This is a genomic window from Rhodococcus sp. B50, assembly GCF_013602415.1.
GTDB lineage: Bacteria > Actinomycetota > Actinomycetes > Mycobacteriales > Mycobacteriaceae > Rhodococcus.
In genome coordinates this window covers 260,608-280,876 of record NZ_WPAG02000003.1, presented here as the reverse complement: position 1 = coordinate 280,876, position 20,269 = coordinate 260,608, and the positions used below count along the sequence as shown (strand labels likewise).

The following is a 20,269-nucleotide window of genomic DNA, read 5'->3' as shown; positions in this document are numbered from 1 at the left end:
CCCGAGCAGACACCGATGTCATCTCGACCGGGTCCCCGAGACGCCAGGAGGCCGACTATGACCACAGCCGTGCAACCTCCCCCATGCGATATCCGACAGGACGATGACCAGGCGGTGGATGCGGCAACGATCCGCCGGGCCATGGGCCGCGTACCCACTTCGGTTGCGGTCGTTACCGCCCTCTGCGACGAGGAACCGATCGGGATGACCATCGGATCGCTGACTTCGGTTTCCCTCGATCCGCCCCTGGTCGCATTCTTCGCCTTCTCCGGCTCGTCGACGTTCGCCAAATTACGCTGCAGCCAACGCTTTTGCATCAACGTCCTCGCCGAGGATCAGGCCGAGGTCTGCCACGGCTTCGCCCGAATCGACGGAGCCAAGTTCGAGGTCGGCGAATGGGAGTACCACCACGGCATCCCCACCATCCAGGGAGCGGTGAGCACGATGCTGTGCGAACAGGACCGGGTTTTCGAAGCCGGTGACCATCTCGGCATGATCGGCCGCGTCACCCATGTCGACTTCAGTGACAACCGGCCGCTGGTGTATTACCGCGGACAGACGTCCCACTTGCACAGTAGCGACACACCGACGTAGGAACCCTTTCGTTCGACATCCGGTGCCTACCACCCATGATGACGCGCCCCGTATCTTCAGGGACCCTCCCTGACCTACCGGTACCAGCGCCCGCACACGTCCCGTCACAGCGCACACCACTGCGAGCATGAGATCGATGTCGAGTGCCGACCAAGGAAATCAGTTCCGATGTGCTGCAGTCGATCCGACGAAGTTCTCGCCTTCGTCCACCATGACGGGCGGATGGTTCCCCGTCCAGGAACGCAGTTCGTCGGCGTTCCGTCCTCGCCACCTCGGGCGGATCGAAACCCCACACTTTCCGATAGTTCAGTCCCTCACGAGGAGAGCCATGACCACCATGGAGAACCCCACCGCCCACGGGTCCGGCAACGCTGCGACCGACAAGTTCAAGTCCGAGCGGGTCACGTCCGACACCTCGGTCGAGCGCGCGTCGGCGATCTACAAGGACCTGCTGGACGCTCTCGCCGGCATCGTCGACAAGCACCAGGTGACCTACGACGAGTACCGCGTGCTCAAGCAGTGGCTCATCGACGTGGGTGAATACGGCGAGTGGCCGCTGTGGCTCGACGTCTTCCTCGAGCACGAGATCGAGAAGGTGCACTACAACCGCAAGGGCTTCACCGGCACCAAGGGCTCCATCGAAGGCCCCTACTACGTCCCGGACAGCCCCAAGCTCCCGTCGAAGTGCACCATGCCGATGCGCGAGAAGGACAAGGTCGCCCCGCCGCTGGTCTTCAAGGGCCAGGTCACCGACCTCGAGGGCAACGGTCTGCCCGGCGCCACCGTCGAGCTGTGGCACGCGGACGAAGAGGGCTTCTACTCGCAGTTCGCCCCCGGTATCCCCGAGTGGAACCTGCGCGGCACCGTCGAGGTGGACGAGAACGGCAACTTCGAGATCACCACGCTCAAGCCGGCTCCCTATCAGATCCCGTCCGACGGCCCGACCGGCTGGTTCATCAAGTCCTACGGCGGACACCCGTGGCGTCCCGCGCACCTGCACCTGATGGTGAAGGCTCCCGGCAAGCGCGCCATCACCACCCAGCTGTACTTCCAGGGCGGCGAGTGGGTCGAGGACGACGTCGCGACAGCGGTCAAGCCCGAGCTCATCCTGGATCCGCAGCCCAACGCCGACGGCATCGCCGAGGTGACCTACAACTTCGTGCTCGACCCGGAATCGTGATCCGGACCACGGGCACGGCCTGATGGTCCTGCGAACGATGTTGTAGGCCTGTCGGGGAATCGATGGATCCGTTGAGCCGAAGGTGATTTCACTGGTAAAGCCGTCGCTGCGTCATGAGTGCGGTTTGCATGGATGACGACGCCGTGGTCGGCGACGGCCAGTGTCCGTGTGATAGCTGCTCCGACACGTCGATTGGCGTCGGTGACCAAAGCCGCCTGAGTGTTGCCGCGTGGCATCATGCCTGGGTTACAGGTTCGGAAATGGTGACGCCGGTTGTGATAGCGAATCCTGCGATCCACTCTGGGATTTCGCGGTAGAAGCTCGACGAGACGCGGTACCGGCCGGCAGCGCCGAGCGCAGCGTAGGCGGCGATCCAGGTGCGTACTTCGTGGGAGGAATGACCGGCTTGCTCGACGAACCAGCCGTTGGTCCAGTTGTCGATCTGTTCGAGTTCTCCGGATGACAGCACTTCGAGCAGGTGTCGGTCCCAGGCGGGGTTCAACGGTTGAATGGTGGCGGTGCCGGCGGCGAAGTCTCGTCCAGCGTTGATGACTCGTTGTTCACGGGCCTGGCGTTCGGCGTCGCTGGGATTGCGGCCGTCGATCAGCCGTTCACGAACCGGTTCGGGTGCAGTGGCAAATTGTGGCACCGGCGGGTCGTGGGAGAGTCCTCCGGATCCGATCAACAGCACGCGCTTGTCCAGATTCTTTGCAACTCGGCCGACCGCTTCGCCGAGCAGACGTACCCGGCTGACCGGGCCGAGCGGTTCGGCGACGGAGTTGATGAAGATCGGCACAGTCGGCACGGCCGTGATCGACCCGACCAGCAACTGCAATGCCTGCGCGAAACCGTGGTCGACGTGCATGCGTTCGGAGAACGCGGTATCGATGCCGCTGGCGAGCACTTCGCGGGCGATGGCATAGGCAGCGTCCCGGTCGACGTCGAGGGGGCCGGCTTCGGTGCCGTAATCGCCGACGGACTGGGCGGCGGCACCGATGCAGAACGGCGGCAGCAGGTCGTAGAAGACCCCGTTGTAGTGGTCGGGGGCGAAGATGATGATCAGATCGGGGGCGAAGTCGGCGATGAACCGGCGCGCGTTGTCGAACGCGGCGTCGACGGCTTCGATGACTTCTCGGGAGGGGTCGTTGCGGCCCATCAGGGGGGAATGCGACATCGCGCACAGCGCTACAGGCATCGCGGGGTCTCCTTGCTGCTGCTCGACGGCCTCGGCCCGGAGCGCGCGGACGAGAGCGGAAGAGGTGTGCCGGGGTAGGTGGGGTCCGGCCGGCGCCGCCAGGGGGATGCAGGGGGGCGGCGCCGCCCGGGTTTTAGGTCAGTTGCGATTGAGGAGGAAGTCCAGGTGCAGCTTGTTGAAGGTGTCGGGGTCTTCGTACTGGGGCCAATGGCCGCAGTTCTCCATGATCACGAGCCTGGCTCCTGGGATGTGGGAGGCGATGCGCTTGGCTTCATCGACCGGACCGGAGGGGTCCTTGGTGGTCCACAGCACCATCGCCGGCACGGTGATGCCTTCGAGGGTGGCGTCGGTAATCATGTTCCGCCTGCGGGTGTCGAGGTCCTGCAGGGCCATGTTCATCTCGCACGCCTTGAGCCAGTCGGGCTGCTGGAAGATGGCCTGTCGGGTGCGGATGAGGTCGTCGGTGACCATGGTCGGGTCGGCCATGAGCCATTCGAGGCGTGCTTTGACCCGCTCCCAGCTCGGGTCCTTCGCCGCCTCCATCGACAGGGTGTAGAGGCGTTCCATCACCTGCGGGTTGGCCATGGTGCCGCCCATGGTGTTGAGCACGATCCGCTCGACTTTGTCCGGGTGGTCATGCGCGAACTGGGCGGTGACCCACCCGCCGAGCGACTCGCCGGAGAAGGATGCCTTCTCGACGCTGATGGCGTCGAGGAAGTGCAGGACGTGGTCGATGTAGTGCTTGATCTCGAGGGGGTGATCGGGCTTGGACGAATAGCCGTGGCCGATGAAGTCGATTGCCCACACGTTGAAATGTTCGGCGTGCGAACGCAGGTTGCGGACGTAGGCTTCGGCATGGCCGGTGATGCCGTGCAGCAGGATCAGTGCGGGCTTGGATGCATCGCCTGCGTGCAGGTAGCGGGTGCGATAGGGGCCGGCCTGGATGAATCCCTGGCTGAACTCGACCTGATTCAGGTCGTCCCAGACGCTGGTGTACGGGCGGGTCATGAGTGTGCTCCCTCGATTGTTGTGGTGCTGATGGCGGGGTCCGGGGTGGCGTCCTCGGCGGTGATGTGGGGGACGACGATCGGCACGCCCTGGGTGCTGTACTGCGGCTCGTTACCGGCCACGGCGACCTGGTTCTCGTGGGGTGCACGGTCGAGGATCGCGGTCAGTGCGCTCTCGAGGTTGGTGAGGGCTTTGCTGTCGTCCCACATCGGGGCCGCGTGCCGCCAGGCGATGTAGCCGTCCGGGCGTACGAGCAGGGCACCGGCCTCGTCGATCTCGCGGACCTGTCGCCAGTAGCCGTAGGGGTCGATGGTTCCTGGTTCGCCGATGACCACGGTTCGCAGGAACGGCAGATCCAGTTTGGTAGCGGCACGTTTCCAGGCCTGGCCGCCGATGCCGGTGAGCAGGGTCATCCGACCTTTGCCGGTGACATCGAGGGTGGAGATGCGGGTGCCGTCCGCGCCGACCAGCCAGGCGTGCGGCAGCTTGGCGCCGGGACGGGTGCTGGGCTGCAGATACAGTTCGCGATCGCGTGCCCACACTTCCTGGCCGGCGTCGGGATCGGGGACTATCGCTGGCGAGACGTAACGCTGGTTGAGTTCGACGCCCTGAGCGTTGAACTCGGTGTTCTTGACTTCGAGTGCCTCGTACAGGCGTTCTCGCAGCGCCACCCCTTCGGGGGAAGGGTCCTTGAGCTTCGCCAGGCCGGCGGTGACCGGGTCGTCGCTATCGTGGTCGAACCAGTCGCGCAGACCCGCATAGTCTTTGCGGGATTGGTTGGCGCGCGCGACGATCTGCCTGCCGACGGGGACACGCTCGGGGGAGTAGGACTCGAGTAGTCCCGTCCCTGCGTAGCCCTTGACGGCGTAGGCGATCTTCCAGGCGAGATTGAACGCGTCCTGCATGGAGGTGTTCGATCCGAGTCCGCTGCTCGGCGGGTGTCGGTGTACGGCGTCGCCACCGCAGAACACTCTGCCGGACTGATAGTGCTCGGCCCATTGTTGGTTGACGTACCAGAAGGACCGGGAGACGATCTCGATGTTCAGCTGCGGGTCGCCGACGAGGGTCCGGATCTGTTCGAGCACGACATCATCGGACACATCGGGTTCGCCCTGTGCCATGTCGAAGCCCCATCCGGCGATCCACTGGTCCCACGGCCGGATCGCTCGTAGCAGACCCATGCCGATCTCTCCGAAGCCGGCCTTGGAGTTGAAGATCCAGTGCAGGATGCTCGGCCGGTGGGCGACGTACTTGCTCAGGTCGGCGTTGAATCGGATGTACGCGGTGCCCGCGCGGGCAAGTTCTCCTTCGAAGGGTAGGCCGATCTGTTCGGCGATCTTCGAGCGGGCGCCGTCGAAGCCGAGCAGGAATCGGGCGCGCTGGGTGAACTCGACACCGGAGCGTGCGTCCCGGAAGCGTACGGTCACGCCGTTCTCGTCCTGGGTGTGGTCGAGGTATTCAGTGTTGAAGCTGATGACCGCGCCGCGTTCGGCAGCGTTCTTGATCAGGACCGGTTCCATCAGGGGTTGAGGGATGTCGAGCATCGCGCACGGGCTCCCCGCGAGGTAGTCGCCGTAGCGTGCTCCGGTACCCCATGTTTGCATCCGGACGATTTCTTCACCGGCGAGACTCGTGGTGAACAGTGTGTCGCCCATCTGGTCCCAGGGGGTGGCATATTTGCGGGCTTCGTCTTCGACGCCCAGATCGCGGAGTACTTCGACGGCGCGTTGATTGGTGATGTGCGCGCGGGGCGAGTTCGCTACCCACGGGAACATCGAGACGGCGTGGACGCGCACACCGTAGGTGGCCAGGGCGAGCGCGGCCGTGCCGCCGGCAGGGCCCACGCCGACGATGACCACGTCGGTGTCGTAGGTGGTGGAATCGTGGTTGCTCATCTCAATCATTCACTTCACTTGTCGAGGACTCGTAGGGACTCTGCGGTGGTGTCCGTATCTGTAAGCGTCGGATTCGTAAAGGTTTCGGTAACAGGGGTATCCGGAGCGGAGGCGCTCTGGTCGCGCAGCAGCTGATGTGCAGCGCCCTTGCGTCCCCAGCCACCGGGCAGCAGGATCGCCGAGACGATCGAGATCGCCGAGATGATCAGTAGATAGAGCACGATCGAGTTGCTGGTGCCGGTGGAGGCGTACAAGGCGGTCGCGATTGTGGGAGCGAACGCGGAACCGGCGACCTGGGAGAGGGTGTATCCGATCGAGACGCCGCTGTAGCGCACGTCCGCATCGAAGACCATGGTGAACAGCGACCCTGTCACCCCGGCAGCGGGGGCCATGGCGATACCGAAGACCAGGATTTGCGCCGTCATGAACAGCCATGGATTGCCGGTGTTGATCAACGCGAAGGCCGGGCCGATCACGACTCCCATCGTGACCGCGCCGAGCAGGTACATGGTCTTGCGACCGAAGGTGTCCGACAGGGCACCGAAGACCGGATAAAGGACGACCGCGACGACGCCGGCGACGAATACCCCGGCCAGGGCGAAGGTGCGACTGATGCCGGCGACGGTGGTGCCGTAGGAGACGAGATACGCCATGCAGATATAGGCAAACACTCCCTGGGACAGGTAGGTACCTGCGATGAGCAGGATTTCTTTCCAATGCTTGCGGAAGGCGTCGGCAATCGGCATCCGCACCACGGCGCTTCGTGCCTTCACCTCGGCGAAGTCGGGGCTTTCGGCCAGGGACAGGCGGATGAACAGCCCGATCACGATCAGGACCGCGCTGAACAGGAACGGCAGCCGCCAACCCCAGCTGAGGAACTGCTCGTCCGGGAGTTGGGAAGCGGCGAAGAACGCCAGGGTTGCGATGCTTGTCCCGGCAGGAGCGCCCATTTGCGAGAAGGACCCGAAGAATCCCTTCTTCGCGGTGGGGGCGTGTTCGACGGCCATCAAGGTGGCGCCACCCCATTCGCCGCCGACGGCGAAGCCTTGAACCAGGCGCAAGAGGGTGAGCAGGATCGGGGCGGCGATGCCGATTTGGGCGTAACCGGGCAGCAGTCCCATCAGTACGGTGGCGGCGCCCATGCCGACGAGTGAGATGACGAGCATCTGCTTGCGGCCGACCCGGTCACCGAAGTGGCCGAAGACAATGCCTCCGAGGGGTCGGGCGAGGAATCCGACGCCGAAGGTGGCGAAGGACAACAGGATTCCGATCGCGGGTGAGACATCGGGAAAGAACAAGGTGGGGAAGACCAGTGCGGCTGCGGTGCCGTAGATGAAGAAGTCGTAGTACTCGACGGTGGTCCCTACGAAGCTGGCCAGGGCAACCCGCATAGGGGAGGTCTTCGTCGTGGAAGTCGGTGTGGCACTCACGGCGTGGTTTCCTCAATTCGAGGGGTTGGGCAGGCTGGTGCTCCGAAGAATGCGGGGTGCGATGCGGTCGTCATGGCCGCGCCTTTCGTCTGAGATTCGTCTGGGATGTAGAGGAGAGCTGCCGCAAAGGGAGCAGCGGAGGTAACTAGAATGCTAGACGTCTAGCTGCGAAGCTACTCCGGTGCGAATGGTGACGCAAGTCTCTGTCGGAGGGTTAGTTCTTCGCTCCGGTGGCGATCAGTGTGAAGCGACGCTGCGTGAAGGTGCAGCGCCGTCGGCGCGGCCGGAACGAGTACGCCTGTCCGGTCGCGCAGAACCGGGTATGGGGAGTCGGCTCACCGTCAGCGCGGTGGCTGAGCGCTCGATTCGTCGCGGATGACCGCGATCGTGCCGACGATATGGCGCTCCATCGCCTCGCGCGCCGCAGCTGCATCGCGGTTGCGGATGGCCTCGGCGATCTCATGGTGGTCGTGCTGGCGGTCGGGGAGCGCGCTCGCGAGCGGGTTGGTGATGCCAGCGGTGTTGATCAGGAAATCCGACAGGTCCCACATCCGCTGACTGGTCTCCTCCATGATCCGTGAATGCGCCATCGCATGGATGGCGGCATGGAATTCCCGGTTGTGGACGCGGTATCCATGTGCGCGGACCTCGGGATCGTGGGAGGCGATCAACGCGTCGACGCGTGCGGAGATCAGGTCCAGTTCCCGCACCTGCGCCTCGGTTCGCCGTGCGGCCGCTACCGCCGCGATGGCTCCTTCGAAACCGCCGAACAGGGTGTAGAAGTCCTCGACCTCGCGGGGGGTGTAGGAAACGACCTCGCACCCGACCTGGGGGACGATGTAGACCAGTTTGTCGCTGGAGAGACGGCGCAAGGCGTCCATGACCGGCTGTTTGCTCACCCCGAATTCCTGCCGAATCGACTCGACGACGATCTTCTCGCCGGCTGCGTACCGGCCTTCGAGTAATCGGGTCTTGAGGATGTCGTAGAGCGCGGAGGACAGGCGCGCCCCGGAGGTGCGGAACTGGGTGAGAAGGGCGGCGGCCTCGGTGCTTGCCGTAGGGCCAGGATCGGTCGTGGTCATCGGCTCAGGCTTTCCGTCGTTTCTCGAGTGGCTCCGTTGTGGCTGGGAGGCTGAAGGCAGCATCTTGCATTCTAGTACTTGTGGTGCGGGTCACTGTGAGCTACGTTCATCTGGAACGCTAGCATTCCAGTTCGCGATTGGCAGGCACCGTAACCGATCGCGGAATCCATTCCGGAGGCATACACACATTCAGTGAGGCCCTCGGACACACACCCGGCCACGGGTGGGACGAGTCGAGTACACCACCGGGCCGCCCGCAAGGAGACGAACATGGAATTCTGTATCGGCACCTGCGCCAAGATCGATCAGGTCGAGATGGTGAAGCAGGCCGAGGATCTCGGCGTCACCCACTTCGGCGTCGGTGAGGGCCCGTTGTTGTTCTCGGACCCGTACCAGTTCCTCGCCCTAGCTTCGCAGCAGACCACCGCCATCCACCTGGGCACCATGGTTACCAACCCGTTGACCCGCATCGCCCCGGTCACCGCGAACTCCATGGCCACCCTCAACGCACTAGCACCAGGTCGAACCTTTCTCGGTATCGGTACCGCCAACAATGCGCTGCGTTCCATGGGCAACCGCACCGCGAAGATCTCCGAACTGTCCCACGCCATCGAGGTCTCCCGGGAACTGATGGCCGGCCGCCGGGTCACCCACAACTGGCTCGGACAGTCCCGAGAAGTGGAATTCCTCGACAAGGACAACGGCTTTTACAACGTCACCGACCACATCCCGATCTGGGTCGCCGCCGGCGGGCCTCGTGGCCTCGCCGAGGCAGCCAAATACGCCGACGCCGTCGTCTACTGTCTCGGACCGAACGTCGACATGATCAAGCTGATCCGCCGCCGCCTCGACAAGGCCGTTGCCGATGCCGGGCGAGCACCCGGCTCGGTCAAGCTCGTCTCGCTGTCCTGGTTCTACCAACTCGGCAACGGCGAAACCTGGGAAGACGGTGTCACCCACGGCTTCGGATCCGGTCCGATCAGCTCATGCATCACCAACGCCGGACTGATGGACCAGCACCGCGACGAACTCGGTGACTCGATCGTCGACGCCTCTCTCACTGCCGCCCAGCAGTACCTCGGGGACCCGAAAGCCCCGGACCAACCGCATTACCTCGACGTCTGGGCGAAGTACCTGCGTGGCCTCGACCCCCGGCACCGCCCGATCATCACCAAGGAACTCGTCGACTACTGGTGCCTGTACGGCTCGCCCGCAGACCTTCGGGAAAAAGCGGCGCTGATGCGCGAAGCGGGTGTCGACATCCTCCAGGTGTTCCTGTCCAACCCGTTCACCGCCGAACGCGACATCGACAACATCGGCCACTCCATCCTCGCCCACGCGTAATACCCAACGCACCAGGAGATCTACATGGAACTCGATCCCCGCACCACCGCCACCGTCGCCGTTCACTGTCAAGGGGACATCGTCGGCCCAACAGGCGCCTTCGCCGACCTCTTCCACCAGCAGATCATCGAACGCAACGTCATCGACCAGATAGCCGCCGTCAACGACGCCATCCGCGAAGCCGGCGGCACCGTCGTCTACACCCGAGTCGCGTGGAAGCCGGACTTCTCCGATCTCGAGGCCAACTCCCCACTGTTGCAAATCGTGGCCCAATCCGGATGCCTCAAAGAGGGAAACGAACTGGCCGACATCGTCAACGCACTCACCCCGCGTAGCAACGACCTGGTCATCACCCATCAGCGCATCGGCGGCTTCGCAGAATCCGAACTCGACGCAACGCTCCGCAGCAAGGGCATCACCACCCTCATCTTCACCGGAGTCGCGACAAACGCCTCCGTCGAGGGAACCGCCCGAGTGGCAAGCGATCTCGGATACCGCGTCATCGTCGTAGCGGACGCATGCTCGGCGGCGACCACCGAAGCCCACGAAGCCAGTATCAACTCGCTGAGTCTGCTCGCCGAGATCACCACCGTCGCCGACATACAGACGGCCTTGCACCTTCCTGTCGGCGAGTCCGCCTGACACCGCTCCACCCACCCAACCGGGCCCACACCCGAAATGCCCGCGAACTGCCTCACCGCACCACCCCTTCCACAGGAGTTACCACACACATGACCGCGACAATGCGCGTTGCCCGCCTGCACGAGATCAACCAGCCGATGAAAATCGAGGAACTCCCCATCCCCGAGCCGCGGCCCACCGATGTCCTCGTCCAGGTCAAGGCCTGCAACGTCGTCCCCAACCTCGGCAACGTCCTGGCCACCTACAACGAATAGTTTCCCTACTTGCCGCTCCCGAAGCTCCCTGCGGTCTTCGGACTCGACTCCTCCGGAGTCGTTGCCGCCGTGGGCAGTCATGTCACCGACGTCGCCGTCGGCGACCGGGTCTACGTCAACCCCGGCCTGTCCTGCGGCGCCTGCCGTGCATGCCGACAAGGCCAGGACCAGAACTGCGACTCCTATACCTTCATGGGGTATTTCGCCTTCGGACCGAACGGGCAGGACCGCTTCGACGCCTACCCCTACGGCGGCCTGAGCGAATACCTCACCGCCCCCCAACGCAACCTCGTGAAGCTTCCCGACTCGGTCAGCTTCGAAGAAGGAGCCCGATTTGGGTATCTCGGAACCGGTTACGCGGCGCTGCGCAAGGCCGGCGTCGGACCCGGCTCGACCGTCCTCATCGACGGCATCTCCGGCACGCTCGGCCTTGGAACCTGTCTCAGCGCGCTCGCGCTCGGTGCCTCCCGGATCTTCGGGACCGGACGAAACGCCGACCTGCTCGACGAGGTCCGCGCCATTGCACCCGACAGAATCCACGTGTTCGCCGCCGGTTCGGGCGACCTGCGATCCTGGACCCACGACCACAACAACGGCGAAGGCGTCGACGCCGTAATCGACGCACTCGGCCCCGGCGCACCCGCCGAATCGTTCCTCGACGCAATTTCCACCCTCCGCCGCGGGGGGGGTCGCCGTCGACATCGGCGGCATGATGGAACGTCCTGCCCTCGACATGTTCTCGCTCATGTGCCGGCAGATCAGCGTCCTGGGCAGCCTGTGGTTCTCCACCGCAGAAGCCCAAGCAATGGCCGACCTTGCCGGCGCTGGCGTCCTCGACCTCTCGGCACTCGAACACCACAGCTTCCCGCTCGAGAAGATCAACGAAGCACTCGCCGACCTGCCGGCCCGACACGGTGGCTTTTCGAACTTCATCAGCGTTCCCTGACGTTATGGCAGAAAAGTAGATGAGCCCCTGGTGCGGATGATCTCGGCGCCCGAGACGCCGAGGCCATCGGCATTCATTCCAGGTCGGCGCACCACCGCGTGGTAGAAGATGCCTACTTCGGCCTCGACGCTGAGGTGCCCGATGACAGTCGCGGTGGAGGCGACCGAGCTCTCAGGCCCGAGGATGGGTTGCTGCCGGCGGTTGTGGTGATCATGGCCCGAGCTGTGCCCGGGGTGGGGTCGATGAGGACGCCGGGTCGAAGATGCCCGCCGGGTCGAGTGCGGACTTGGCCGCCCGCAACGCGGCGGCGAACGGTTCGGGCACAAGCTATAAATCCGCTTGTATGAGTGGCAGCGGTCGTGACCGGGTTAGCTACCCGCAGCGTTCCGTAGCAGACCGGAAGGGCTGACTCGTGTAATTCCTGTCGCCCGGATCGTCGGGTTGACCGCCTTGGGTGTGTCGAACCCTTCCGGTCTGCGTTCGCGGAGTGACTGACGAGAGGCGTGACCCAAGCTGCTGTGAGAGGTACTTGAAGTCGGATTGTCCTCCGCGGAACCCCATCCCGACAGCGAAGGGAACCGCCTTCCATGATCGTCATCGGCATCGACCCGCACAAGTCCAGCCACACCGCCACCGCGGTCGACCCGGCCACCAACACCGATCTCGGCTCGATCCGCATCGACGCCACCCTCGCCGGCTACAGGATGTTGATCACCTGGGCCAAGACGTGGCCGCAGCGCACCTGGGCGGTGGAGAACGCCCACGGTCTCGGCCATCACCTCGTCCAGTGGCTGCTCGTCCTCGAGGAACTCGTCGTCGACGTCCCGGCCACCGCCACCGCCCGGGTGCGCGAGTTCTCCCGCGGCGGACGCCGCAAGAACGACCGCATCGACGCAGCCGCGGCGGCGTGTGTGGCCGCGATGCAGGGCGATGCCCGCCCGGTCGACCCGGAGGGTCCGGCAGAAATTCTCGGGCTCCTCGGCGAGCGACGAACAAATCTGTCCAACAGTAGAACTCGCAGCATGAATCAACTCCATGCGTTGTTTCGACAGTTGCTTGCCGGGGGTGCTCCGACCTCGCTGACCGCCGCTGCGGCGACCGTCCTGTTGCGGGGTTTTGCGTGCCCGCAGCGCGGTCGACCGGATGCGGGTCGGGTTGTGTCGGGAACTCATCGCCGACATCCGACGCCTCGACGGGCAGCTCGCGGCGAACGAGAAGCACATGTCCCAGGCGCTCGACGAGCACGGGACCCGCCTGCGCGAGGTCGACGGGATCGGCGCGGTGACCGCGGCCCGGCTGATCGGCCGCACCGGCCGGCCCGATCGCTTCCCGACCGCGGCGGTCTATGCGAACTACAACGGCTCGGCACCGGTACAGATCGCCAGCGCAGATGCCGACCGGCACCGCCTCTCCCGCTACGGCGACCGACAGCTCAACAGCGCGCTCTACACCGTCGCTGTGGTGCAGATCCGGATGCCCGCAAGCGCCGGGCGTGCCTATACGACAAGAAAATAGCCGAGGGCAGAAAACCCGCTGCAGCGAGGCGCGCCCTCAAACGTCACCTGTCCGATCGCATCATGCTGTCCGACGAAAAGCGTCGTCATCGACCCGGCGCGAATCAATCCGTCAAAGCCGCTTGACAAACAGAGAGGCACCCCGGCCGTCACGTCATTGCTTACCCTCGAGGCGTCTCGACCGGGGCACCGGGTGCTGGTCCAGGTTCGCTTCTTCCCAAGATCCACCGAGGGCCTAGAAGGAGCCCGACGGTGGTAAGGAGAACGTGGACGATGACCGATCTGATGGAGTTGTTCCGGCATTGGCATGCTGGCCGCTCCCAGACGCAGAGCTCGACGCCCTCGGCATCGTCGAGCACGACCGCCGCGGACGTGCCGCCGAGTTCTAAGGTGACCGGACGAAGCAATTCGCCGCAGGTACGGCCGATGGCACGTCCGGCGGCGGTCGAGCCATCGGAGGGGCTGTTTTCGCATCTGAAGTGTTCGTTGCTCGGGCTCGAGGTAAGTGTTCCTCATCGCCCGGCGAGGAACAGGTGGAGGTGGTTCGTTCCTCAGTGGGAGGAGGTCATGTGCGACTGCCGACTGCTCGGGCGACGATCAGCGAGGTAGGGACATGACCGACGGCGAATATTACCGTTGCAATGGCGACCCATGGATTGCTCAACCACCCTGCAGTGGAAAGAAATACTGCGATGGGAAGGATTGCCATGGGCACCGGCAAGATCCACCATCGTAGGTACAGTGCCGTTGCTGCTCGTCCCCGGACGAGGTATCTCGCCCACAGTGCGTAGTATCCGGCAAGCGCGACCAAGGTGGGAACCGACCACCACCAGACGAGTGCTCCTGGGGGCGTGATCGCGGGCACGCTCAGGCACAGCACCTGACCCACCCGTTCCGCCACTCCCCACGGGTGTGGCACCGATACCGTCGGTGCAGGAGCTCGCGGGGGCAACCAAATGAGCAGCATGTTGGGCATAAGCACTGCCAACGCGACGATCAAACCCAACGGCGAGAAATCCACGTCGGAAGGCTATCGTGCTGTGGTCTCTGTCCTGGTTCCTGGTTATCGGTGGTCAGTCGGCGTTCCAGTGGAGCGGTCGTGCTGGATTCCGTGTGTCCAAGATCAGGGTCAGGTCCTCTCGTTCTATGCTTGTGCGTCCGAAAGCCCTATCGGTGGCATGCGGCTTTGTCACCGAGGGCAGGGCGCCACGGTCCTTGCAGATCCGGATGCGCCGCGGATCCCGCTCGCCGTTGCCTCGTGTACGTCCTACTCGTTGGCGACCGAGCCGCGGTATTGAGAATCCCACGTTGCCACCACGACAGCGAACTGGCGATGGACGCTATGTCAACCGACGTTCCGAGACTCGTGAAGCATGTTGCCAGGCCGGGTTTCGTCATACAGAGTTGGCAGTGCAGGGATTTGGCTTACGGGCGCGACGAATACGGCGGTCGACAGCTCCGTGTCGCCCAACGGCATATGACAGACCCACGGATACGGATTAGTGGCTGTCAGCGGCAAGTGCTCGGCGTGCTCGGCGTTCGACGAACAAGGGGATGAATTCGCGGATAGGACGTCCCTGATAGGCGCGCACAGCCTCTGCGACGGCCTGGCGTACCACCGTTTCAGGGAGTTGCGGGAACTGCTGAACGAGTGACGCGACTGCGCGTTCGAGACCGTGTGCTTCATGGTCGGTGTAAATGTCGCTCATGGCCAAAGTCATTCCCGGCCTCCACGACGATGACGTGAACGAAAAATGAACAGTACTGACGCGGCGGCATCGCATATCGACTTGTGACGGTGCCGGACTGGCGACCTGTACGGGTTCAGCCGACGAACGAGGCGGGGAATTGGTCGAGCCTTTCCCCACAAATGACCGTCTCCGATCGCAACGCTCTTTGAGGTCTTGCGTTCAGCGTGGGAAACGAACCGACGATGCCAGAGATGCGCTGAGCGATGACGAGTTCCGGTCCCGATACAAGAAACACAGGGGACGCGACAACAGAAAGACGCAGTTTGTCGGTGAGAACGGCAGGAAAAGCGATGTCAGCCCTTACGCGCGTTCGACAGGAGGCGACGGCCGATCACCAAGCGTTGTACCCCGCTAGGTCCTTCGCCAACGCCTGACCAACGCACGTCCCGACGCAGGTGTTCGGCAGAGATGACGCGCGTGTGGCTGTTTTCCCATGGCGAGGAGTGACTACGCCTCGGCCGGGCGCCCGCATTTGCCTGAGAATCCCGCTGAGGTCTTCGCCGCGGATCTCTGACGACGTCACGCCTTGGGCAGACTCAGACTTCCTCCTATGGATGACAGTGATCCTTGGTACCCTGTGTGACCCTTCCTCGGCACTGTCCAATACGCAATCGCGCAGGGTGCGATAGGCATTGGGAACGTTGCGGGTGCCCTGGACAGAGTGCGGCGAGGGTAGCTTCGTGATCAATGCGGCACCAGCTGCCCTTGGACGCGTGGCCGAGGGTTGTCCACTATTTGTGGCGATGGCGCTCGTTCGGTGGAGTGGGTGGTGCACTCGGGTCGGTGCCGCAGCCGGGTGGGATGAAGCCGACCTGCTGCGCCTATTCGACTCGACGCGGCGGTGCACGCCGCCACCCGGCGCCCGCCTGGCGGGTGTGTCCGTGACCGAACACGACTCGGTTGCCGAGCGGGCCGAAACCGGGTCGGCCGCGTACATCTGCCGTGTGAGCAACGTTCTGCGGTTGACGTGGCTACTTGTTTCGCAATGTGGGCTGGAGTCAAGCGGCCTCGCCGCCGAGGCACTGTTCTGGGGTTCAGTGCGCAGTCCTTGCCGGATCCTGCATAGCAAGTCATGCCGGTCGCGACCGCCTCCTACGCGACACACCCCCGGTCGAGGTGATTACCGCATCGCCGTGCCGACCGTGACGGTGCGCGTCCCGGTAGGTCCGCACTGTCGACGGTGATCACCGGTGTGCGGGTGCTCATGGTGTCGGCGTGTGTCCGTCGCCTCGGATGATTCCGCCTCATAAAGGATATCGAGTGTGTCCTCGGCGGCGACGAGATTTTTGCCGTCCTCCCGGTACTGGAGCACCATGCGGAAGGCGGGGAGGATGAGACGGCCAGTGCGCATCGGGTTCCTCCCGGGGGCAGGAGAGTCGTCCGTTGAGGTAACCAGCGCCCTGCACGCACCGCTCGATCGTCACAGAAAGATAAGCGACCTCCGACCGAACCTCGTGTTCGTGCCAGTGAAGTGGCGTCTGAATGCCGACCTCGCTGGGGCGAGCAGTACCGGCCATGGGCGATCGCATCGATCTCCTTGCGGTTCGACGGGTTGATGACGAGCCAGTGACGAAGCAGTGCGCAGCGCAGCTGAGGCTGCGCGGCGAGCCGAACAGGACATCGGATGCGCGTGGGCGCACCGCGCCAACCGCAGCGCTTACGCACTGGTGGGGGACCGCACCAGATTCGTGCCGTCTACGGCGAACTGCTGCACCGGTGTGAGTCGATCCCCCGCGGGGATCTACGAACTGCGGCCACTCGTCCTCCTGCTCACGTCCTGACGAACCTCGCAAAGGGTCTCGATCGCCGGCGGCACTGCTCGTGTCACCTCTCGGTTGTCGGATGCGACAGATCTTGCGAGAAGGCCTCAGCGATTCGACGACTCGGCCATCTCGGCGATCCGCAGGTCCCGGGTGCGTCTCTGGTGGGCGACCATCAGTTCCTGGGCGCGTTCGCCGTCTCCTTCGGCGATGGCCTCGTAGAGGGCCTCGTGTTCGCGTTCGATGAGGTCGAGATTCGCCGGGGTTCGCGACGCCTTGCCGTCGTAGACGTGCAGCCGGGCGTCGAGCAGTTCCATCAGTTCGGCGATGGTGGGGTTGTGGGCGGCGAGTCGCAGCGCCACGTGCCATTCCGCGTGCAGCCGCAGCCGGCTGGCGGGGAATCGTTCTGCGCGGGCCTCGTCGAGGCTGCGGCGCAGTCTCGCGAGATCGAGTTCGGTGCGCCGTTGCGCGGCGGACAGGGCGACGGCCGATTCGAGTGCGATCCGCGCTTCGCAGATGTCGAGGATCTCCTCCTGGCTGCGTTCGAGGACCCGGAATCCGCGTGAGACCTTCGTCACGAGACCCTCGATCTCTAGGCGCATGAGGGCTTCGCGAACGGGTGTCCGGGACACGCCCAGCTGCTCGCCCACCGTGGCGGGGACGAGCAGATCGCCCGGCGGGTGCACCCCGTCCAGGATCCGTCTTCGCAGTTCGCGGTACGGATTCCCCGTCGTGATCGCCATCTCGTGTCCTCCTGCCGACTGGTGTGGCACCGGTCTCAGATCCCGGACCGCCGGACCAGGACTACCACGGGGTGCATGCTTTGTACACCTTTTGAATTCATGTGTATACAAATGACGACATTTGCGTTCATTCGAACGTAGCGTGCCGTGCGAACGCATCACCGACAGGGAGAAGACATGACCGACCACACCGCACGACCCGGCCTCGGGAACCGGCGATGAGCGACGCCACCGTTTCCGTCGCGCCCGCCGTCACGGCACCGGGCCGCGGCCTCGGCCGCCTGCGCACCCCGCACTGGACGGCCCTGCTGCCCTGGGTCGTGCCCGTGCTCGTCCTCGTCGGATGGCAGTGGGCGTCGAGCACCGGTGTGATCTCCGCGGCGATCCTGCCGCCGCCCACGGACGTCATCGACGCCGCGCGGTCGCTGTGGTCGACCGGTGAACTGCAACCGCACATCCTGGTGAGCCTGCGCCGTATCGCCGTCGGATTCGTCGTCGGCGCCGCAATCGGTCTCGCCTTCGGCTTCGCCGTCGGCCTGTCCCGCATCGCCGAAGGCCTATTCGACCGCACCCTCCAGATGGTGCGCGCGCTGCCCCATCTCGCCCTCGTGCCGCTGCTTATCGCGGCGTTCGGTATCGGGGAGATGCCCAAGGTCCTGCTCGTGACCCTCGGCGTGATCTTCCCGGTCTACCTCAACACCGTCAGTGGCATCCGCACGGTCGACGAGAAGCTCATCCAGCTCGGCAGGTCGTACGGGCTCGGTCGTGGTCAATTGATCCGTGAGGTGATCGTCCCCGGCGCGATGCCTATGATCCTCACCGGCATCCGGTACGCCCTCGGCGTCGCGTGGCTGACCCTCGTCATCGCCGAGACCATCGCCACCCGCGAAGGTATCGGCTACCTCGCGCAGAACGGCCGCGAGATGCTCCGCAACGAACGCATCGTCCTCGCGATCGTCCTCTACGCCGGTGCGGGCCTGCTCGCCGACCAGATCACCCGCTTCATCGAGGCCCGCGTGCTGCGCTGGAATCCGAACTACCGGAAGGCGGCACGATGACCACCGCCCGCGGACTCGTCGGCCTCGAACTGGCCTCCATCGGACGCCGCTACGGCGACAACCAGGTTCTCCGTGATCTCGACCTGACCATCGACCCCGGCGACTTCGTCGCCATCCTCGGCCCCAGCGGCGTCGGTAAGTCGACCCTGCTGCGCATCCTCGCCGGACTCGAGGAACCCAGCTCGGGCGCCATGACTCCGATCGGGGACGTACCGGCGGGCGGGCCGACCGCTCGGATGATGTTCCAGGAGGATCGGCTCCTGCCGTGGAAGTCGGTGCTCGACAACGTCACCCTGGGCACGAAGGGGCAGCGGGACAAGGCCGCCGAACTGCTCGCACAGGTCGGTCTCACCGGCCGTGAGAAGGCCTGGCCCGCAGAGCTGTCCGGCGGACAGCGCCAGCGTGTCGCGCTCGCCCGGGCACTGATGCACCGCCCCGACGTCCTGCTGCTCGACGAACCGTTCGGCGCGCTCGACGCCATCACCCGGGTCACGATGCAACAGCTCCTCGAGAACATCCTCGCCGAACATCCGCGCACCGTCCTGCTCGTCACCCACGACGTCGAGGAAGCACTCGTTCTCGCCGATCGCGTTCTGCTGCTCACCCCGCAGGGCATCACGCGCGATCTCCGTGTGCCCCAGGCACGCCCGCGTCACCGCGGCGATGCGCAGCTCGCGGCGTGGAAGGAAGAGCTGCTCGACGGTCTGCTCGAGGCCGACCGCGCGGTACATGCAGCGACCGGATCCTGACCCCTCGCTGTCCCAGATCCCCCGAAAGGTCCCCAGTATTATGAATGCTCTGCCCCGTCCCGTCCTCGACCGCCGCGGGTTCCTGCGTGCCGCAGGCATCGGCGCGCTCGGACTCGCCGGCCTCGGTGCCCTCAGCGCGTGCGGCTCGGACGATTCTGCGAACGGCGGTGAGCTCACGGAGGTCCGGTACGCACTCATCGGCGACGGCAAGGCCGAACCCGGCGCCGTGCTCTCCCACAACATCGGCGGATTCGACGTCTCCGCCGATCTCGGTGTGCCGGTGAATTTCCAGTCCGGTTTCACGGCATCCCTCCCCGTCATGGAGGCGATCAAGGCCGGCAGCATCGACTTCTCCTTTGCCACCGCCACCGCGGTGATCTACGGCATCGGTGGCAACGTGCCGTTCGTGCCGCTCGTCGCCTACCCGCTGCCGAGCAACGAGGTCGACATCCTCGTACCCAAGGGGTCCGACATCCGGAGCGCCGCGGATCTGAAGGGCCGCAAGGTCGCCGATCAGCAGGGCACTACCGGTACCTACAGCCTGGTCAAGTACCTCGAGACCGCGGGTCTGACCCTCGACGACATCGAGTACAGCAATCTCACCGCCGCCGACGCCGAGGCAGCCTTCGCGCAGGGCAAGGTCGACGCGTGGATCAATTGGCAGCCCACGATCGAGCTGGCCCGCCGCAAGCACGACGCCGACACGCTGCCCGACGTGAAGACCTACGACTACGCGTTCTTCGTCGCCAGTGAGAAGTTCGCCTTCGAGCATCCCGAGATCGCCGCGAAGCTCGCACGCAACGTCCGCGACGCGCAGCGCTGGATCGAGGCGCAGCCCGACGTCGCGGTCGACGAGTTCGCCGCTCTCGGAGGCTTCGGCGACTCGCAACTCGAGAAGGAGGTCTACCGAGATCTCGTCGTCGACCGCCGCCTGTCCTACTCGGGGGCAGGTGAGTTCACCGTGGTGGACACCGATGCGATCGACGGGACCCAGGACCTCGCCGACAACTTCCACGCCCTCGGGGTGTACCCGGAGACGGTCGACGTGCGGAGCTGGCTGTCCGACAGCCGCTTCGACTCCGTCCGTGCCGCCGTCAACGCCGAACTGGCGAAGGTCTGACCGG

14 protein-coding genes and 4 pseudogenes are annotated in these 20,269 nt (G+C 64.8%); 9 read left to right on the top strand and 9 right to left on the bottom strand.

The window, feature by feature from the left end; genetic code table 11:
* Positions 1 to 57: 57 nt before the first annotated feature.
* Together GON09_RS25740 and catA are read left to right on the top strand one after the other, a co-directional pair.
* Positions 58 to 594: a flavin reductase family protein gene (locus tag GON09_RS25740; RefSeq protein ID WP_213934831.1), complete on the top strand. Its 537-nt coding sequence runs from the start codon at positions 58 to 60 to the stop codon at positions 592 to 594.
* Positions 595 to 922: 328 nt separating this feature from the next.
* Positions 923 to 1,774, top strand: coding sequence for a catechol 1,2-dioxygenase (gene catA, locus GON09_RS25735; RefSeq protein WP_213934830.1), 852 nt, complete (start codon positions 923 to 925; stop codon positions 1,772 to 1,774).
* Between the two features lie 235 nt (positions 1,775 to 2,009).
* Here catA and GON09_RS25730 read toward each other — a convergent pair whose 3' ends face one another.
* The 5 genes from GON09_RS25730 to GON09_RS25710 all read right to left on the bottom strand — a co-directional run bounded on the left by GON09_RS25730 (position 2,010) and on the right by GON09_RS25710 (position 8,384).
* A complete protein-coding gene (locus tag GON09_RS25730) occupies positions 2,010 to 2,969 on the bottom strand; it encodes a 3-carboxyethylcatechol 2,3-dioxygenase (protein ID WP_213934829.1) in 960 nt (319 codons plus the stop codon).
* A 138-nt stretch (positions 2,970 to 3,107) separates the two neighbouring features.
* On the bottom strand, positions 3,108 to 3,977 hold the full coding sequence (locus tag GON09_RS25725; RefSeq protein ID WP_213934828.1) for an alpha/beta fold hydrolase: 870 nt from the start codon (positions 3,975 to 3,977) through the stop codon (positions 3,108 to 3,110).
* A complete protein-coding gene (locus GON09_RS25720; protein ID WP_213934827.1) occupies positions 3,974 to 5,881 on the bottom strand; it encodes an FAD-dependent monooxygenase in 1,908 nt (635 codons plus the stop codon). The genes GON09_RS25725 and GON09_RS25720 overlap by 4 nt, the downstream gene beginning before the upstream one ends.
* Before the next feature lie 5 nt (positions 5,882 to 5,886).
* Positions 5,887 to 7,263 (bottom strand): MFS transporter, encoded by a 1,377-nt coding sequence (locus tag GON09_RS25715; RefSeq protein ID WP_213935221.1) that lies wholly within the window; start codon positions 7,261 to 7,263, stop codon positions 5,887 to 5,889.
* Between the two features lie 380 nt (positions 7,264 to 7,643).
* Positions 7,644 to 8,384 (bottom strand): GntR family transcriptional regulator, encoded by a 741-nt coding sequence (locus GON09_RS25710; protein WP_213934826.1) that lies wholly within the window; start codon positions 8,382 to 8,384, stop codon positions 7,644 to 7,646.
* A gap of 270 nt (positions 8,385 to 8,654) precedes the next feature.
* On the opposite strand from GON09_RS25710, the gene GON09_RS25705 reads away from it, so the two are divergent.
* The 4 genes and pseudogenes from GON09_RS25705 (at position 8,655) to GON09_RS29120 (ending at position 13,210) form a co-directional block, all read left to right on the top strand.
* Entirely contained in the window at positions 8,655 to 9,728 is a 1,074-nt protein-coding gene (locus GON09_RS25705; protein ID WP_213934825.1) for an LLM class flavin-dependent oxidoreductase, read from the top strand.
* Positions 9,729 to 9,752: 24 nt separating this feature from the next.
* Positions 9,753 to 10,370, top strand: coding sequence for a cysteine hydrolase (locus GON09_RS25700; RefSeq protein WP_213934824.1), 618 nt, complete (start codon positions 9,753 to 9,755; stop codon positions 10,368 to 10,370).
* A gap of 89 nt (positions 10,371 to 10,459) precedes the next feature.
* Positions 10,460 to 11,570 (top strand): annotated as a pseudogene (locus GON09_RS25695) (alcohol dehydrogenase catalytic domain-containing protein).
* 587 nt (positions 11,571 to 12,157) lie between these two features.
* Positions 12,158 to 13,210: pseudogene (locus GON09_RS29120) on the top strand (IS110 family transposase).
* 215 nt (positions 13,211 to 13,425) lie between these two features.
* Here GON09_RS29120 and GON09_RS25685 read toward each other — a convergent pair.
* From GON09_RS25685 to GON09_RS25675, 4 genes and pseudogenes are all read right to left on the bottom strand, one after another.
* A pseudogene (locus tag GON09_RS25685) lies at positions 13,426 to 13,536 on the bottom strand (aldehyde dehydrogenase family protein); the annotation flags it as partial.
* 1,047 nt (positions 13,537 to 14,583) lie between these two features.
* Complete coding sequence (locus GON09_RS25680; protein WP_244867027.1) at positions 14,584 to 14,793, bottom strand: three-helix bundle dimerization domain-containing protein; 210 nt, start codon at positions 14,791 to 14,793, stop codon at positions 14,584 to 14,586.
* A gap of 175 nt (positions 14,794 to 14,968) precedes the next feature.
* Positions 14,969 to 15,127: pseudogene (locus GON09_RS28530) on the bottom strand (NAD(P)H-dependent flavin oxidoreductase); the annotation flags it as partial.
* A 1,575-nt stretch (positions 15,128 to 16,702) separates the two neighbouring features.
* On the bottom strand, positions 16,703 to 17,338 hold the full coding sequence (locus tag GON09_RS25675) for a GntR family transcriptional regulator (protein WP_213934823.1): 636 nt from the start codon (positions 17,336 to 17,338) through the stop codon (positions 16,703 to 16,705).
* Between the two features lie 218 nt (positions 17,339 to 17,556).
* Here GON09_RS25675 and GON09_RS25670 point away from each other — a divergent pair, with 218 nt between their 5' ends.
* The 3 genes from GON09_RS25670 to GON09_RS25660 are packed head-to-tail and all read left to right on the top strand — an operon-like array spanning position 17,557 to position 20,265.
* Positions 17,557 to 18,396: an ABC transporter permease subunit gene (locus GON09_RS25670; protein ID WP_213934822.1), complete on the top strand. Its 840-nt coding sequence runs from the start codon at positions 17,557 to 17,559 to the stop codon at positions 18,394 to 18,396.
* On the top strand, positions 18,393 to 19,145 hold the full coding sequence (locus GON09_RS25665; protein ID WP_213934821.1) for an ABC transporter ATP-binding protein: 753 nt from the start codon (positions 18,393 to 18,395) through the stop codon (positions 19,143 to 19,145). The genes GON09_RS25670 and GON09_RS25665 overlap by 4 nt, the downstream gene beginning before the upstream one ends.
* Before the next feature lie 40 nt (positions 19,146 to 19,185).
* A complete protein-coding gene (locus GON09_RS25660) occupies positions 19,186 to 20,265 on the top strand; it encodes an NrtA/SsuA/CpmA family ABC transporter substrate-binding protein (RefSeq protein ID WP_213934820.1) in 1,080 nt (359 codons plus the stop codon).
* The last annotated feature ends 4 nt before the right edge of the window (positions 20,266 to 20,269 follow it).